We start from the raw sequence: 14,712 nt of genomic DNA, 5'->3' as shown, positions 1-14,712 counted from the left end.
TCGACCAAACTTTTTCATAGACGTCTGATTTTTTTGCAAAAACTACCGACCAATGCAGCACAGAAACTTCACCCAGGCTTGCACGCGCGTCGTCGCCGGGATGTTCATTGGCGTCTTGATGGCAGCAGCTCCCGGCGCGTTCGCCGATGAAGTAAGCGGTTTTAATCAGAATGCCTCGTATCCGGCCGCCAACGGCTCGGATCCCCTCTCCCTCCTCACTCCGCAACCCAAGGCTGCTAGCACCGAGAACAGCGGCGCCAAATCGTTCCTTTCCGGCATGGCCGGCAAGGCGGGCGACGTCGTGGTCGGCGCGCTGAATATGATCGGCGTTCGCTATCGTTGGGGCGGCAACACGCCAGATTCAGGGCTCGATTGCAGCGGTTTCGTGCGCTACGTGTTCCAGGACACGCTCGGCCTCGCGCTGCCGCGGCGTGCCGAGGAAATGAGTCGCATGGGCGAGAAGGTGCGCGTCAGCGAACTGAAGCCGGGCGATCTGGTGTTCTTCAATACGATGCGCCGCACGTTCTCGCACGTCGGCATCTATATCGGCGACAACAAGTTCGTGCACTCGCCGTCCACCGGCAGCACGATCCGCGTCGACGACATGGATGACGGCTACTGGGAAAAGCGCTTCACGGGTGCGCGTCGGATCGAGACCTCGTATCAGGCCGACGATCTGCGCAAGCGCGTGGCGGCGACGATCGGCGGGAATAACTGATTCCGCGCTGATCCGGCGATAAAAAAAGCCTGCTTCGTTCGAAGCAGGCTTTTTGCGTTTGAGGCGCGCATTTTGCCCATGGTGTCGCATAGCGACTGTGCGCCACCTCTCTTTCAGGCACCCATGTGCCGCGCGGCGAGCTTGCGCTGCAAGTCCGGCATCATCTTCGCGACCGCTTCCTCACCGGCGAGGATCGCCGCATTGCGCTGCGAGAAATCGCTGCCGCTCATCGCCGCGAGATTTGGTCGGATGACCACGTCAGCGTACTTGTCGAGTTCGTAGGCCTTGATCGTCTGGCCCATGATCGTGAAGGTCTGCATCAGCACGTCGAATGAGCTCGTGGTGAGGCCGGTCTCCGGTCGCTGCGAGATATCGACGGCGATGACGAAATCCGCGCCCATCTTGCGCGCGAACGACGCCGGTACCGGGCTCACGAGACCCCCATCCACATATTCGTGACCGCCAATCTTCACCGGCTCGAAGATCGACGGCACGCTGCACGACGCGCGCACTGCGGTGCCGGTGTTGCCGCGCTGGAACAGGATCGGCTGGCCGGTTTGCAGATCGGTTGCGACCACGCCGAGCGGCCTCGCCATCTTCTCGATCGGGCGGTTGTTCAGCGTCGTGTTCAGGTAGTTCTGCAGCGCGACGCCCTGCAGGAAGCCGCGCGTACGAAACGGCATCGCCCAGTCGCTGATCGACGCTTCGTCCATCGACAGCGCGAGCTTGTTCAGCGCGAAGCCGTTCATGCCCGACGCGTACAGCGCGCCGACCACGGAGCCGGCGCTCGTGCCAGCGATCAGATCGATCTGGATATTGCGCGCTTCGAGCGCCTTGATGACACCGATGTGCGCGAAGCCCCGCGCGGCGCCGCCGCCGAGAGCGAGCGCGACACGAACCGGCTTCTGTTGCGCTTGTTCAGGCGGCGGAACAGCGGGCGCCGCGGTAATCGGCGCGCCATTGAGTTTGCCGTTGGTCGTGGTGCAGGCGGCAAGCACCGCGGATACGGCCGCCAGCGAAAAGCTGCGGCGGCTCAAACTGGGGGATGAGGGTTTCAACGAGTTCTCCAGCAACGGCGCCGGCGACGCAGGTGGCGTCGCGCGTACCGCGGTCAGGCTGAGGTCAGGCCAGGCGTATCGCCGGCGGCGATTCCGCGCGCTGGAGAGTGTCCCGTTCCTATCGGATCGATGTGCGGGGCAAGCCCTTATATCAGCGCGCGCACATCTTAATGCAAACGATCGGCGCGCGCGGTCCGCTGTAATGAAACGTTGCAGAGGAAGTATTCGGAACTGGTGCCGCGTCTTTTTCGGATGGGTTGGGTGAACGGTTGAAAGGTCGTATGCAGGTGTCCGGCTGCCGTTCGCCCATGCGCGTTAGGCCGTTCGGACGAGGGCGGTAACCCACGTGCGGAAGGTATAATTCGGCTCTTGCACCTATTTCCCGCGTGGCCGTGCGCGACATCGCGCGCAGCATGGGCACGCTTCGCTGCCGCGCTTGCAGCCATGTTCGCCTGAGCGCCGGCGCCTGTTTTCCGAGTAACCGCTAATGACCACCTCCGTTCGTACCCGTTTCGCACCGAGTCCCACCGGCTTCATCCACCTGGGCAACATCCGCTCCGCGCTGTATCCGTGGGCGTTCGCGCGCAAGATGAAAGGGACCTTCGTGCTGCGGGTCGAGGACACCGACCTCGAGCGCTCCACGACCGAGTCCGTCGACGCGATTCTCGAAGGCATGGCATGGCTCGGTCTCGATTTCGACGAAGGCCCGTTCTATCAGATGCAGCGCATGGACCGCTACCGCGAAGTGCTGAAGCAGATGCAGGACGCAGGGCTCGTCTACCCGTGCTACATGTCGACCGAAGAGCTCGACGCGCTGCGCGAGCGTCAGCGCGAAGCGGGCGAAAAGCCGCGCTACGACGGCACGTGGCGCCCGGAGCCGGGTAAGGTGCTACCGGAGCCGCCCGCGGGCGTGACGCCGGTGCTGCGCTTTCGGAATCCGCTGACCGGCGTGGTCGCGTGGGACGACGCAGTGAAAGGTCGCATCGAAATCTCGAACGAAGAACTCGACGATCTCGTGATCGCCCGGCCGGACGGCACGCCGACGTATAACTTCTGCGTCGTCGTCGACGATCTCGACATGCGCATCACTCACGTGATTCGCGGCGACGATCACGTCAACAACACGCCGCGGCAGATCAACATTCTGCGCGCCCTCGGCGGCCAGCCGCCGGTGTATGCGCATCTGCCGACAGTGCTGAACGAGCAGGGCGAGAAGATGAGCAAGCGCCACGGCGCGATGAGCGTGATGGGTTACCGCGATGCAGGGTATCTGCCGGAAGCGGTCGTCAACTATCTGGCGCGCCTCGGTTGGTCGCATGGCGACGCGGAGATTTTCACGCGCGAGCAGTTCGTCGAGTGGTTCGACCTCGAGCATCTCGGCAAGTCGCCGGCGCAGTACGACCATGACAAGCTGAACTGGCTCAACGCGCACTACATCAAGGAAGCGGACAATGCGCGACTCGCCGAACTGGCGAAACCGTTCTTCGCGGAACTCGGCATCGACGAAGCCACGCTCGCGCAAGGTCCGGATGTGACGGGCGTGGTGGGCCTGATGAAAGATCGTGCGTCGACCGTGAAGGAGATCGCGCAGAACGCCGCGATGTTCTATCGCACGCCGGCACCCGATGCCGAGTCGCTCGCCCAGCACGTGACCGACGCGGTTCGTCCCGCGCTCGCTGATCTGGTCGCTGCGTTGAAGACGGTCGAGTGGACCAAGGAGGCGATCGCCGCCGCGCTGAAGGCTACGCTCGGTGCCCATAAGCTGAAGATGCCGCAGCTCGCGATGCCGGTGCGTTTGCTGGTGGCGGGTACGACGCATACGCCGTCGATCGACAGCGTGCTGATGCTGTTCGGTCGCGAAGCCGTCGTTGGCCGCATCGAAAAAGCGCTCGGTTGATCAGCCTCGACGTGTGTGAGAGGTTTCACATGCCTTTGGAAAAAATTCGCATGTAATTGCTCAAAGGGTATTTACAAAGTGCAGATCGGCCTCTAGAATCTCGTTTCTCTGATGTGCGCGGGGGTATAGCTCAGCTGGGAGAGCGCTTGCATGGCATGCAAGAGGTCAGCGGTTCGATCCCGCTTACCTCCACCAACAGAGCAGAAAAGTTAAAGTGGTTAAGAAGTTTGAGAGTTGTAGAAAAAAGACTTCACAAATCGCTGAAACGTAGTTAAAATAGCGGTCTTCGCAGTTGACGACAAAACAGCTTAGCGATTTAACTGGAAAGTTAAATCGAGTTGTTCAAGTCGAAAGCGAATTAAGACGGATCTGAAAAGATTTTGTCCCCTTCGTCTAGAGGCCTAGGACATCACCCTTTCACGGTGAGTACAGGGGTTCGAATCCCCTAGGGGACGCCAAACATCAGCGTCGCTTTAGTATTCGAGTAGTAGTAAAGCGGCGCAGCTTGTAGAGAATTAACCGACGCTCGCAAGCAGGGTGTAAAGACTGGAGTGGTAGTTCAGTCGGTTAGAATACCGGCCTGTCACGCCGGGGGTCGCGGGTTCGAGTCCCGTCCACTCCGCCAGACAAAGCCCGTTCACACATACCTGAACGGGCTTTTTCATTAAAGGTGTAAGCAGTACGTTGTCCCCTTCGTCTAGAGGCCTAGGACATCACCCTTTCACGGTGAGTACAGGGGTTCGAATCCCCTAGGGGACGCCAGAACATTGGCGTCGTTCGGTTGGAAGTTTGAACGGTGCAGCAACCTGAGAGCATGGCATCACGGGCTGCGACGCAAAATCTGGAGCGGTAGTTCAGTTGGTTAGAATACCGGCCTGTCACGCCGGGGGTCGCGGGTTCGAGCCCCGTCCGCTCCGCCAGATTTGAAAAAGCCCACTTCGTAAGAAGTGGGCTTTTTTTATTTCTACTGCCCGTTACCGGCCGCCTCGCAGAAGGCTGGGACAAACAGCCATTGCCAGCGCGCGCGGCCTGTTTTACCGTTGATCCGACTCATCCTCGCGGTCCTGCCATGTTCGATCCCACCGAAGCCCCGTCACCGTTTCATCTGCGCACGGCCAGCATGGACGATTTCGAGTTTGCCGAGGCGCTGACCCGCAACAACATGGGCGGCTACTATCGCCGGCATCATCTGGTGTGGCGCAGCGATCTGTTTCTCGGCAGTTGGCGCGAATCGGAGAATTTCATTCTCGAAATGGATGGTGTGCCGATGGGCGTGCTGCGTATCACCGAGGAAGGTGATTCGCTGCATATCCGCGACGTGCAGGTTGCCGAAGGATATCGGCGGCTTGGCGCTGGTACGTTTCTTCTCGACATCTCGCATCAATGGGCGCGCGAGCGCGGGCTGCGCGAATTGCAGTTGCGCGTGTTCGTCGATAATCCGGCGGCGCGGCTCTATCAGCGCAAGGGCTATAAGCTCGCCGGTCCGCGGCTCGCGCAGCTAGGTGCAATCCGTCATCTGGCGCGGCGGGTTTGAGGCCGGGTCTGCGTGGATCGCCGACGCGCATCGCCAGGGATCGTCATTCACCGCTCAGCAACGTCAGCCGAGCCGGCTTGGTCCTGTACCGTTTCATCATCCGCTTGCGCATCGTCATGCGCGCCGTTGCTCGCGCGATGCTCTGCGCCTCGTTCGATAAACGCGCGTGGACTCGCGCCGAACGCGCGCCGGAACATTGCGGAGAAGGCGCTCTGGCTGTGATAGCCCAATTCCTGCGCGACGTGCGACAGCGGCCGCCCTTGGCTCAACAATGGAATGGCGCGCGCGAGAATCGCCTGCTGACGCCACTGCGAAAAGCTCACCCCCAACTCCTGGCGGAACAGCCGCGCGATCGTGCGCGTGCTCGCGCCCACCGTCGATGCCCACTGTTCGAGCGACTCGCCATGCATCGGGTCGGCGATCACGGCCTCGCACAGCGCGCGCAGGCGCTTTTCGCTGGGCATCGGTACGGACAGCGGCAACGGCTCGGAGCGCGTCAGTTCATCGAGCGCGAGCGCGCCGAGCAATTGCTCGCGCGCAGCGGACAGGCCAGGCATATCGAGCGCGGCAATTACCTCGCGCAACAGGTTCGATACTTCGACGACGCGAGGCGTATCGAGCCCGGCGGGCACCGTATTCTCGGTGATGTACAGCGTGCGCAGGAACGCATCCTCGACGGCGACCACTTCATGCGTGACATGCGGCGGCAACCAGATCGCGCGCGATGGCGGCACCATCCACGTCGTGCCCGTTGTCGCGACGCGCAGCACGCCGCGCGACGCATACGCGACCTGCGCCCATGCATGCGTATGACGCGCGATATGCCAGCCCGCCGGCATGGGTCGCGAGCGCACGCGGATCGGATGCGTGTCGTTCGGCGCGAACTCGGGCGGTATGTCGGCGAAACGCACGTGGCTCAGCGGGTTGGAGTCGGCGGACGAGGGCATGGCAAGGTCGGTTCGGATAACGGAGCCGGCAACGGCGAAGCGCGGCCGAGGCCATTCACCGGCGCGGGTTCCAGGCATTGTAGATCGTGCGTGGTTGCTGATGCCGACCGGCCACCGTTGCATAATGTCCCGATGGCCCCCCGCGCCCCCCATCACCTCTGACCACGGAGACTCAACGACGATGCAAACCGTCTTTGTCTACGGCACGCTGCGTGCCGGTGAAACCAACGACATCAGCGAAGCCGCGGCGCGCAACGACCTGCCCGCGCCAAGCCTGCTCGGCAGCACTACGGTGCGCGGCCATCTGTTCGATTTTGGCGACTATCCGGGTCTCGTCGTCGACGAAGCGGGCGTCGACGTGGTCGGCGACGTCTACGAAATCGACGATGCGCTCGTCGCGGTGCTCGACGAGATCGAAGCCGTTTATCCGGGCGTCGACGATCGTTTTCTGGCGCGCGAGGTGATGGTCAAAGTAGACGGCGACGTCGTGAACTGCCGCTTCTATCCGGTCGCGCCGAACGCGGTCAAAGGGCTGCCCGAAATTCGTTCGGGGGATTGGGTCAAACATCGGCGCACGCGCTGAGCTGGTCCGCCAACGCGAGCAAAAAAACGGCGCGCCACGTACGTCCGCGGCGCGCCGTCATTCGAATAGATGTGATCAACCGGCTCGAGCAGGTTCAATGCGCCCGAGCCCGCATCATCGACACCATCAAATCTCTTCGTAAAGCGGCAGCGTCAGAAAATCGGTGAACTGCTCCGCGGTCGACATCTGCTCGAAGATCTGCGCGGCGCGTTCATATGGCTTCGTATCTCCGCCCACCGTTTGCTTGACCTTGTCGAGCTCCTGCACCGCGAGCTCACGCACCAGTTCGACCGTCACCTTGCGGCCGTCGTCGAGCTTGCCCTTCGGCGAGCGGATCCACTGCCACACCTGCGAGCGCGAAATCTCGGCGGTGGCCGCGTCTTCCATCAGGTTGTGAATCGGCACACAGCCATTGCCCGCAAGCCACGAACCGAGGTAGTGAATGCCAACGTTGATGTTGTTGCGCAAGCCCGCTTCGGTGATCGGCGTTTCCGGGCGGAAGTCGAGCAGATCGGTCGCGGTCACGAGCACGTCGATGCGCTGCTTGTCGATCTGATTCGGCCGGTCGCCGAGCACCTTGACGAATTCTTCCATCGCGACCGGCACGAGACCCGGATGCGCGACCCAGCCGCCGTCGTAGCCATCGCCCGCGTCGCGCGCCTTGTCCGAGCGCACGCCGGCCATCGCCTTGTCGTTCGCGGCCGCATCGTTCTTGATTGGAATCAGCGCGCTCATGCCGCCGATCGCCGGCGCGTTGCGGCGATGGCAGGTCTTCAGCAACAGCAGCGCGTACGCGCGCATGAACGGCGAGGTCATCGTGATCTGCGAGCGATCGGCGAGGCAGAAGTCGCGGTCGCTCTTGAACTTCTTGATCGCGGAGAAGATGTAGTCCCAGCGGCCCGCGTTCAAACCCGAGCTATGCTCGCGCAGCTCGTACAGGATTTCATCCATTTCGAATGCGGCGACGATCGTCTCGATCAGCACCGTCGCGCGAATCGTGCCGCGCGGCACGCCAACGGCTTCCTGCGCGGCGATGAAGATGTCGTTCCACAGGCGCGCCTCGAGATGGCTCTCCATCTTCGGCAGATAGAAGTACGGGCCCGAGCCGCGCGCGATCAGTTCCTTCGCGTTATGCACCATGTACAGCACGAAATCGAAGATGCCACCCGACACGCGCTCGCCGTCGACCTTCACGTGCTTCTCGTCGAGATGCCAGCCGCGCGGGCGCACGATCAGCGTCGCGGTCTTGTCGTTGAGCCGGTACGACTTGCCGTTCTGTTCGAGTGAGATCGTGCGACGTACCGCGTCCTTCAGATTGACATGACCGGTGATCTGGTTGTCCCAGCTCGGCGCATTCGAATCCTCGAAGTCGGTCATGTAGGAGTCCGCGCCCGAATTGAGCGCGTTGATGATCATCTTGCGCTCGACGGGCCCGGTGATCTCGACGCGCCGGCACTGCAGATCCCGCGGCAGCGGCGCGATGCTCCAGTCGCCTTCGCGCACGCTCTTCGTGGCGGCGAGGAAGTCGGGCCGCTCGCCCGCGTCGAGCCGTTTTGCACGTTCGACGCGCGCCTGCAGCAACTGCTGACGGCGCGGCTCGAACGTACGATGCAAGGCCGCGACGAGTTCCAGCGCTTCGCGGGTGAGGATCGCTTCAAAGCCGGGCTTGATGTCGCCGGTGATTTCCATGCCTTGCGGCAACGACAGCGGATTAGCCATGTTTTCTCCTTGGTCGGTCAGATTGCAAAAGTGCGAAGGTTAAAAAGGGCAAGTGAGTTCACGAGCGCGAAGGCGTCATACGCGCGGGCTGGCGCGCTTGCGGCTGCCATTGCCCTGAGTTCTGGTTTGGCGGCCGCCGGTCGAGCGCGACGACGTCGACAGTGTCTGCAGAAAGCCCTGCAGATCGTTCATGCCGCCGCCGGTACCGTGCGGTGTCACGCCAAGCTCTTCGACGGGCAGGTTCTGCCGGTTCAGCCAGAACGTCGTGAAGCCGAACCAGGTCGCACCCGCGACGTCCCAGCCGTTCGACGACACGAACACGATCTCACGCGCGGCCACGCCGAACGCATCGGGGCCGAGCGCGTACGCGGCGGGCGAGGGTTTGTACATGCGCACGGCGTCGACCGACAGCACGTGATCGAACAGGGCGCTCATACCGGCGCTCTTGACCGCGATGTCGAGCATTTGCGGATTGCCGTTGGACAGAATCGCGAGCCCGAGTCTGAACCCGGCACGCGGCGCGGCGGTGGGCTCGCGCAACGCGCGCAGCACCGGCACCGCGTCGGGAAACGCGGACAGGCACGCGTATTCGTCCATCAGACGCTTTTCGGCCGAGCGGCCGAGCGTGAGCTGCAGTCTTTTCGCGGCGAAGCGCAGTGCGTCGAGCGTGATGTCCCAGAACGGGCGGTAGTGTTCGCCGGGCGCGTCGGTGCGCGCGGCGAGCGTGCGCAGTTGCGTGTATTCGATCTGCTTCTGGCGCCACAGCTGGGACAATGCGTCGCCGTGTCCGGGGAATAGTTGCTCCGCGGCGGCGATCACCGAATGCACGTCGAACAACGTTCCGTAGGCGTCGAAAATCACTGCTCGCGGTGAAAGTGTCGTTGTGGCCGACATTGCCATGCGCTCCTGTCAGAGGTCGAGATCGATTGTATTGGTGACTTTGGTGCTAAAAAATAGGCCAAAGATCACTTGATCTTTTACTTTCATATACCTAATCTCACACGGAACTCTCACTTTTGCGCCGTTTCATGGACCGTTTCAAGCAGATCGAGACCTTCGCCACTGTCGCGGCCAAAGGCAGCCTGTCCGCGGCGGCGCTCGCCGAAGGCGTCGCGCCCGCGATCATCGGCCGGCGCATCGACGCGCTCGAGGAGCGTCTCGGCGTCAAGCTGCTGGTGCGCACGACGCGCAAAATCACGCTGACCTTCGAAGGCTCGGCCTTTCTCGAAGACTGCCAGCGCATCCTTCACGACATGCAGAACGCCGAGGCGAGCGTGTCGGCGGGCGGCGTGAAGGCGAGCGGCCATCTGCGGCTGTCGGCGCCGGCCGGCTTCGGGCGGCGGCACGTGGCGCCACTGGTGCCCGCGTTCACGGTCGCGCATCCCGACGTGTCGATCACGCTCGATTTGTCCGATCGTCTCGTCGATCTCGTCAACGAGGGTTTCGATTGCGCGGTGCGGCTCGGCGAGTTGCCCGATTCGTCGCTGGTGTCGCTGAAGCTTGCCGAAAACCGCCGCGTGTGTGTCGCGTCGCCCGCGTATCTGAACCGGCGCGGCGCGCCGCATAGTCTCGCCGAGCTCGCGCGCCACAACTGTCTCGCGCTCGGCGCGAGCGCGAACCAGCAGCGCGGCTGGATGTTCCAGCAAGACGGCAAGGTCGTTTCGATCAAGGTGTCCGGCACGATGGAATGCTCGGACGGCGCGGTGCTGCACGAATGGTGTCTCGCCGGACACGGACTCGCGTGGCGCTCGTGGTGGGAGGTCGGCGCGGACCTCGCGGCGGGGCGCCTCGTCACGGTGCTCGACGAATTCGCCGCGCCGCCGGTCGGCATCCACGCGGTGTTTCCGCAACGCCGTCATCTGCCGCTGCGGGTGCGGCTGTTTCTGGATTTTCTCAAGCATACGTACGGCGAACCCGGTTACTGGGACTGACGCGCCAAGCCCTAGACGGACGCAATTGCCCGCATTCATACGCATTACAATCGTTTCGAGCAGCCTGTACCCTGGGCTTTGTTGGACGCTGACGCCGTGCTGCGCGCAGCCGGCGACGGAGGGCATCATGTTCAGGCACATCCTGGTTCCGACCGATGGTTCAGATCTGTCACGCAAGGCGATAGCGGGCGCGATCGATCTCGCGCAGGCCGTGGGCGCCCGCGTGACCGCGTACGCATGTCTGCCGCAATACCCGTACTCGCCGTTCTCCGATGTCGCGGTCGAACCACCCGGCGAGTTCCTGCAACGCAGCGAGCGCGAAGCCCGCGTGCATCTGCGCGAAGTCGAGCATGCGGCCCACCGCGTCGGCGTCCACGTCGAGAGCCGCACGAGCGTGCATCCGGCGCCGTATCTCGGCATCATCGAAGCGGCCGAGCAGGGCGACTGTGACGTGATCTTCATGGCGTCGCATGGGCGGCGCGGGCTCGGCAGCCTGTTGATCGGCAGTGAAACGCAGCGCGTGCTCACGCATACGAAAATTCCTGTGATCGTCTATCGCTGAATTGCATGGCACTCCGCCGGCGGCGTGCCGGCATGCGTGGCCTTCGAAAAAAAACGCGCCGGCGGCGAAGCCGGCGCGTTCAGGTTCGCCGCACGCTTGCCGCGTGCTGGCTTCTCTCAGACCCCGGCCGCTGGCGTGCGCACTAATGCTTCTGCCAATCCGGTACGGCGCGGCCCTCCCAGTGTCGGCGGCAATCTGACGGTGCCGCTCGACATTTGCCGATCGTTGCTGCGTTCGGGCCACGAGACTACGTGACCCGACCGGCTGATCTCAGGCGACCTTCTTGTCGAAGAACTGTTCGTTTTCCGTCGAACCGTGCAGCGCGGTCGTCGATGCTTCGCGCTCGACCGTCTGCGTGACCGCGTCGAAGTAGCCGGTGCCGACCTCGCGCTGGTGCTTGACCGCGGTGAAGCCCTTTTCGGCCGCCGCGAACTCGGCTTGCTGCATCTCGACGAACGCGGTCATCTGGTTGCGCGCATAGCCGTAAGCGAGGTTGAACATCGAGTAGTTCAGCGCGTGGAAGCCGGCCAGCGTGATGAACTGGAACTTGTAGCCCATTGCACCGAGCTCGCGCTGGAACTTCGCGATCGTCGCGTCGTCGAGGTTCTTCTTCCAGTTGAACGACGGCGAGCAGTTGTACGACAGCAGCTGGTCCGGGTACTCCTTGTGGATCGCGTCGGCGAATTTCTTCGCGAACTCGAGGTCCGGCTTGCCGGTTTCGCACCAGATCATGTCGGCGTACGGCGCGTACGCGAGACCGCGCGAGATCGCCTGCTCGAGACCCGGCTTCGTACGATAGAAGCCCTCGACGGTGCGCTCGCCGGTCAGGAACGGCCGGTCGTTGTCGTCGATGTCCGAGGTCACGAGGTCGGCGGCTTCCGCGTCGGTGCGGGCGAGCAGCACGGTCGGCACGCCCGACACGTCGGCGGCCAGACGCGCGGCGGTCAGCTTGGCGACGGCTTCGCGGGTCGGCACGAGCACCTTGCCGCCCATGTGGCCGCACTTCTTGACCGATGCGAGCTGGTCTTCGAAGTGCACGCCCGACGCGCCCGCTTCGATCATCGCCTTCATCAGTTCGAACGCGTTCAGCACGCCGCCGAAACCGGCTTCCGCGTCGGCCACGATCGGCGCGAAGTAATCGACGTAGCCTTCATCGCCCGGGTTCTTGCCTTCCGACCACTGGATCTGGTCGGCGCGCGTCAGCGTGTTGTTGATGCGCTTGACGACGAGCGGCACCGAGTTGGCCGGATACAGCGATTGGTCCGGGTACATTTCACCGGCAACGTTGGCATCGCCCGCGACCTGCCAGCCCGACAAATAGATCGCCTTCAGACCAGCCTTCACTTGCTGCATCGCCTGGTTGCCGGTCAGTGCGCCGAGCGAGTTGACGAACGGCTCGCTGTTCACTGCGGCCCACAGCTTTTCGGCGCCGCGCTTCGCAAGCGTGTGCTCGGGTTGCACCGAGCCGCGCAGGCGTACCACGTCTTCGGCCGAGTAGGTGCGCTTGACACCTTTCCAGCGCGGGTCCGTTTCCCATTGCTGCTTGAGTTGCTGCACTTGCTGTTCGCGGGTCATTGTCATGATGTGCTCCTTCGATGCCAGTTATGGAGGATGGGTGACTCTGTCTTCTCGAAGCGTAGGGCCAGCAGAGGCGTTCTGTTTCGTGAAGTCTTATATAAGAGTCTAGGCAAATCGATGGACGCACCATAGACGCCGCAAAGAGTTTTTCAAATATTTATTTTTATATGAAATCAATAGGTTAAATCCTGCGTTTCGCGATGAGAAACGATATTTTCCCTGTCGCAATAGTCCTTCTTGTGCTTTGCAGCATGATTTTTTACGACGCAAAAATTTTTTTTACATCGTGAAATTTGGGGCGGGCAGTCGATAGGCGAAAAAAAACCGGCGCCTGAGCGCCGGTTTCTTCCGTTGCCACGGACGGCGCGAAGCCGTCTGTGGGTCTGATGGCTAGCGATTAGCTGCCACGACGTGCCGAACGGGGACCGTCGTTGCGGCGCGCGCCGTAACCGTCGCGCGAACCATAGCCGTCACGCGAACCATAGCCGTCACGCGAACCGCCGTGGCTTTCGCGCGAGCCGTAGCCATCACGCGAGCCGTAGCCATCACGCGAGCCGCCGGCCGACTTGTTGCCCCAACCGCCGCCATTGCCGTTGCCATTGGCGTTACCGTTGCGCGAGCCGCCGTAGCCGCCCGGCTTGCCCGAGCCGCTGCCGAAGCGGCGGCCGTTACCGCCCGGACGGCCGCGGCCACCGAAGCCAGGACGGCCGTTGCCCGAAGGCGGCGCCTTGCGCGGCTCGAAGCCTTCGACGACGTTGACCGGCAGCGGCGTGCGCACGAAGCGCTCGATGCGCTTCAACGCGCCCTGTTCGGCGTGATGCACGAGGCTCACCGCGATACCCGAGCGGCCCGCGCGGCCGGTACGGCCGATACGGTGCACGTAGTCTTCGGCGAACTTCGGCAGGTCGTAGTTGAACACGTGCGTGATGCCCGGGATGTCGATACCGCGAGCGGCGACGTCGGTCGCAACCAGCACGCGCACGCGGCGCTCGCGCAGCGCGCGGATCGTGCGGTTACGCGCGCCTTGCGGCAGGTCGCCGTGCAGGGCGGCCGATTCGAAACCGGCGTCGGCCAGACGGCCTGCCAGCTGGTCGGCGTCCATCTTGGTTGCCGTGAAGACGATCGCCTGATCGAGGCCGTCGGCGCGCAGCAGATGGTCGAGCAGACGGTCCTTGTGATCGCGGTCGTCGACGTAGTGGACGGTTTGCGAGATGTTGGTGCGCTGCTCCATGCGCTGGACGATCTCGATACGCTCCGGGTCCTTCAGCAGACGGCCGGTCAGCGAGCCGATCTTGCCGTCGAGCGTGGCCGAGAACAGCATGGTCTGACGCGTAGCCGGCGTCTCGGCGACGATCGTGTCGATGTCGTCGATGAAGCCCATGTCGAGCATGCGGTCGGCTTCGTCGAGCACGAGGATCTGCAGTTGCGACAGATCGATGCGGCCGCGCTCGAGGTGGTCGATCAGACGGCCCGGCGTCGCAACGAGGATTTCAGGGTTCTTCGCGAGCAGCATCAGCTGCTGGCCATAAGCGACACCGCCCAGAATGCTGACGGTGCGCAGGCGCTTCAGGTGCTTGCCGTACGTCGCGGCGGCGGTCGTGACCTGCATCGCGAGTTCGCGGGTCGGGGTCAGCACCAGCATGGTCGGACGTGCGACCGGCTGCGGACGGCGGCCACGGCCACCGTCGGCCGGGCGCGGTTCGCGCGGCTGGCTTGCCTGGGCCTTTTGCAGCTGCGCGAAACGCTCGATGGCGGGCAGCATGAAGGCGGCGGTCTTGCCCGAGCCGGTCGGGCTCGAAACCAGCAGATCGCGGCCGGCGATACCAGCCGGCACAGCGCGTTGCTGCACCGGCGTCGGGTGCTCGTAGCCAGCGGCGGTCAGCGCGGAGACGACTTCCGCGGACAGGCCGAGCGACGCGAAGCTCGGCTTGGCGTCAGCTTGTGCGGCGGCTGCGGGAGCGGCGGGCGCGAGACCAAGTGCTTCGTCGGCGATGGCGTTCAACAGGCTGCTGGGGGTGTTGCTCAAAGTCATGTGAATCCTTGAAAACGATCCTGGGTGGTTCATCGGATGAAAACGTCAACGCCAATCGGCATACCCAAGTCGTCGGATTCAGCGAGCAAAAAAGCAGCGAGCAAATCGAAAAACGGGGGCAACTCGCGACAATGAAGGCGAGTTTTTCGTTAG

12 protein-coding genes and 5 tRNA genes are annotated in these 14,712 nt (G+C 63.1%); 11 read left to right on the top strand and 6 right to left on the bottom strand.

Going from position 1 to position 14,712, the window contains the following annotated elements; all coding sequences use genetic code 11:
• Window positions 1-52: 52 nt before the first annotated feature.
• The gene (locus BC1002_RS09025; RefSeq protein ID WP_013089742.1) at window positions 53-718 is read left to right on the top strand and encodes a C40 family peptidase; all 666 of its coding nucleotides are present in this window, start codon (window positions 53-55) and stop codon (window positions 716-718) included.
• A gap of 113 nt (window positions 719-831) precedes the next feature.
• Here BC1002_RS09025 and BC1002_RS09020 read toward each other — a convergent pair whose 3' ends face one another.
• Window positions 832-1,833 (bottom strand): patatin-like phospholipase family protein, encoded by a 1,002-nt coding sequence (locus BC1002_RS09020; RefSeq protein WP_083788680.1) that lies wholly within the window; start codon window positions 1,831-1,833, stop codon window positions 832-834.
• Between the two features lie 430 nt (window positions 1,834-2,263).
• Between BC1002_RS09020 and gltX the strand changes: the two genes are divergently transcribed.
• From gltX to BC1002_RS08985, 7 genes are all read left to right on the top strand, one after another.
• Complete coding sequence (gltX, locus tag BC1002_RS09015; RefSeq protein ID WP_013089740.1) at window positions 2,264-3,673, top strand: glutamate--tRNA ligase; 1,410 nt, start codon at window positions 2,264-2,266, stop codon at window positions 3,671-3,673.
• A 119-nt stretch (window positions 3,674-3,792) separates the two neighbouring features.
• Window positions 3,793-3,868 (top strand) — tRNA-Ala (locus BC1002_RS09010).
• Window positions 3,869-4,055: 187 nt separating this feature from the next.
• A tRNA-Glu gene (locus BC1002_RS09005) sits at window positions 4,056-4,131 on the top strand.
• Between the two features lie 90 nt (window positions 4,132-4,221).
• Window positions 4,222-4,298 (top strand) — tRNA-Asp (locus BC1002_RS09000).
• A 61-nt stretch (window positions 4,299-4,359) separates the two neighbouring features.
• A tRNA-Glu gene (locus BC1002_RS08995) sits at window positions 4,360-4,435 on the top strand.
• Between the two features lie 81 nt (window positions 4,436-4,516).
• Window positions 4,517-4,593: transfer RNA gene (locus tag BC1002_RS08990), tRNA-Asp, on the top strand.
• 149 nt (window positions 4,594-4,742) lie between these two features.
• Window positions 4,743-5,207: a GNAT family N-acetyltransferase gene (locus tag BC1002_RS08985; protein ID WP_013089739.1), complete on the top strand. Its 465-nt coding sequence runs from the start codon at window positions 4,743-4,745 to the stop codon at window positions 5,205-5,207.
• Window positions 5,208-5,254: 47 nt separating this feature from the next.
• Here BC1002_RS08985 and BC1002_RS08980 read toward each other — a convergent pair whose 3' ends face one another.
• Complete coding sequence (locus BC1002_RS08980) at window positions 5,255-6,154, bottom strand: AraC family transcriptional regulator (protein WP_013089738.1); 900 nt, start codon at window positions 6,152-6,154, stop codon at window positions 5,255-5,257.
• A gap of 181 nt (window positions 6,155-6,335) precedes the next feature.
• On the opposite strand from BC1002_RS08980, the gene BC1002_RS08975 reads away from it, so the two are divergent.
• Window positions 6,336-6,737: a gamma-glutamylcyclotransferase family protein gene (locus BC1002_RS08975; RefSeq protein WP_013089737.1), complete on the top strand. Its 402-nt coding sequence runs from the start codon at window positions 6,336-6,338 to the stop codon at window positions 6,735-6,737.
• 126 nt (window positions 6,738-6,863) lie between these two features.
• Here the strand turns inward: BC1002_RS08975 and aceB are convergent, their stop codons facing one another.
• Together aceB and BC1002_RS08965 are read right to left on the bottom strand one after the other, a co-directional pair.
• Window positions 6,864-8,456, bottom strand: a complete 1,593-nt coding sequence (gene aceB / locus BC1002_RS08970) for a malate synthase A (protein ID WP_013089736.1) — start codon at window positions 8,454-8,456, stop codon at window positions 6,864-6,866.
• A 75-nt stretch (window positions 8,457-8,531) separates the two neighbouring features.
• Window positions 8,532-9,350, bottom strand: a complete 819-nt coding sequence (locus BC1002_RS08965; protein WP_013089735.1) for a haloacid dehalogenase type II — start codon at window positions 9,348-9,350, stop codon at window positions 8,532-8,534.
• Between the two features lie 134 nt (window positions 9,351-9,484).
• Here BC1002_RS08965 and BC1002_RS08960 point away from each other — a divergent pair, with 134 nt between their 5' ends.
• Together BC1002_RS08960 and BC1002_RS08955 are read left to right on the top strand one after the other, a co-directional pair.
• Window positions 9,485-10,387 carry a LysR family transcriptional regulator gene (locus tag BC1002_RS08960; protein ID WP_013089734.1) on the top strand — a complete coding sequence of 301 codons (903 nt, stop codon included), beginning with the start codon at window positions 9,485-9,487 and terminating at the stop codon, window positions 10,385-10,387.
• 127 nt (window positions 10,388-10,514) lie between these two features.
• A complete protein-coding gene (locus BC1002_RS08955; protein ID WP_013089733.1) occupies window positions 10,515-10,949 on the top strand; it encodes a universal stress protein in 435 nt (144 codons plus the stop codon).
• 270 nt (window positions 10,950-11,219) lie between these two features.
• On the opposite strand, the gene aceA is transcribed toward BC1002_RS08955, so the two are convergent.
• Window positions 11,220-12,524 (bottom strand): isocitrate lyase, encoded by a 1,305-nt coding sequence (gene aceA, locus BC1002_RS08945; protein ID WP_026228698.1) that lies wholly within the window; start codon window positions 12,522-12,524, stop codon window positions 11,220-11,222.
• 400 nt (window positions 12,525-12,924) lie between these two features.
• Window positions 12,925-14,559, bottom strand: coding sequence for a DEAD/DEAH box helicase (locus tag BC1002_RS08940; RefSeq protein ID WP_013089731.1), 1,635 nt, complete (start codon window positions 14,557-14,559; stop codon window positions 12,925-12,927).
• Between the last annotated feature and the right edge of the window lie 153 nt (window positions 14,560-14,712).

Source organism: Paraburkholderia atlantica (assembly GCF_000092885.1).
Taxonomy (GTDB): Bacteria; Pseudomonadota; Gammaproteobacteria; order Burkholderiales; family Burkholderiaceae; genus Paraburkholderia; species Paraburkholderia atlantica.
This window is presented reverse-complemented; position numbering and strand designations above follow the sequence as displayed.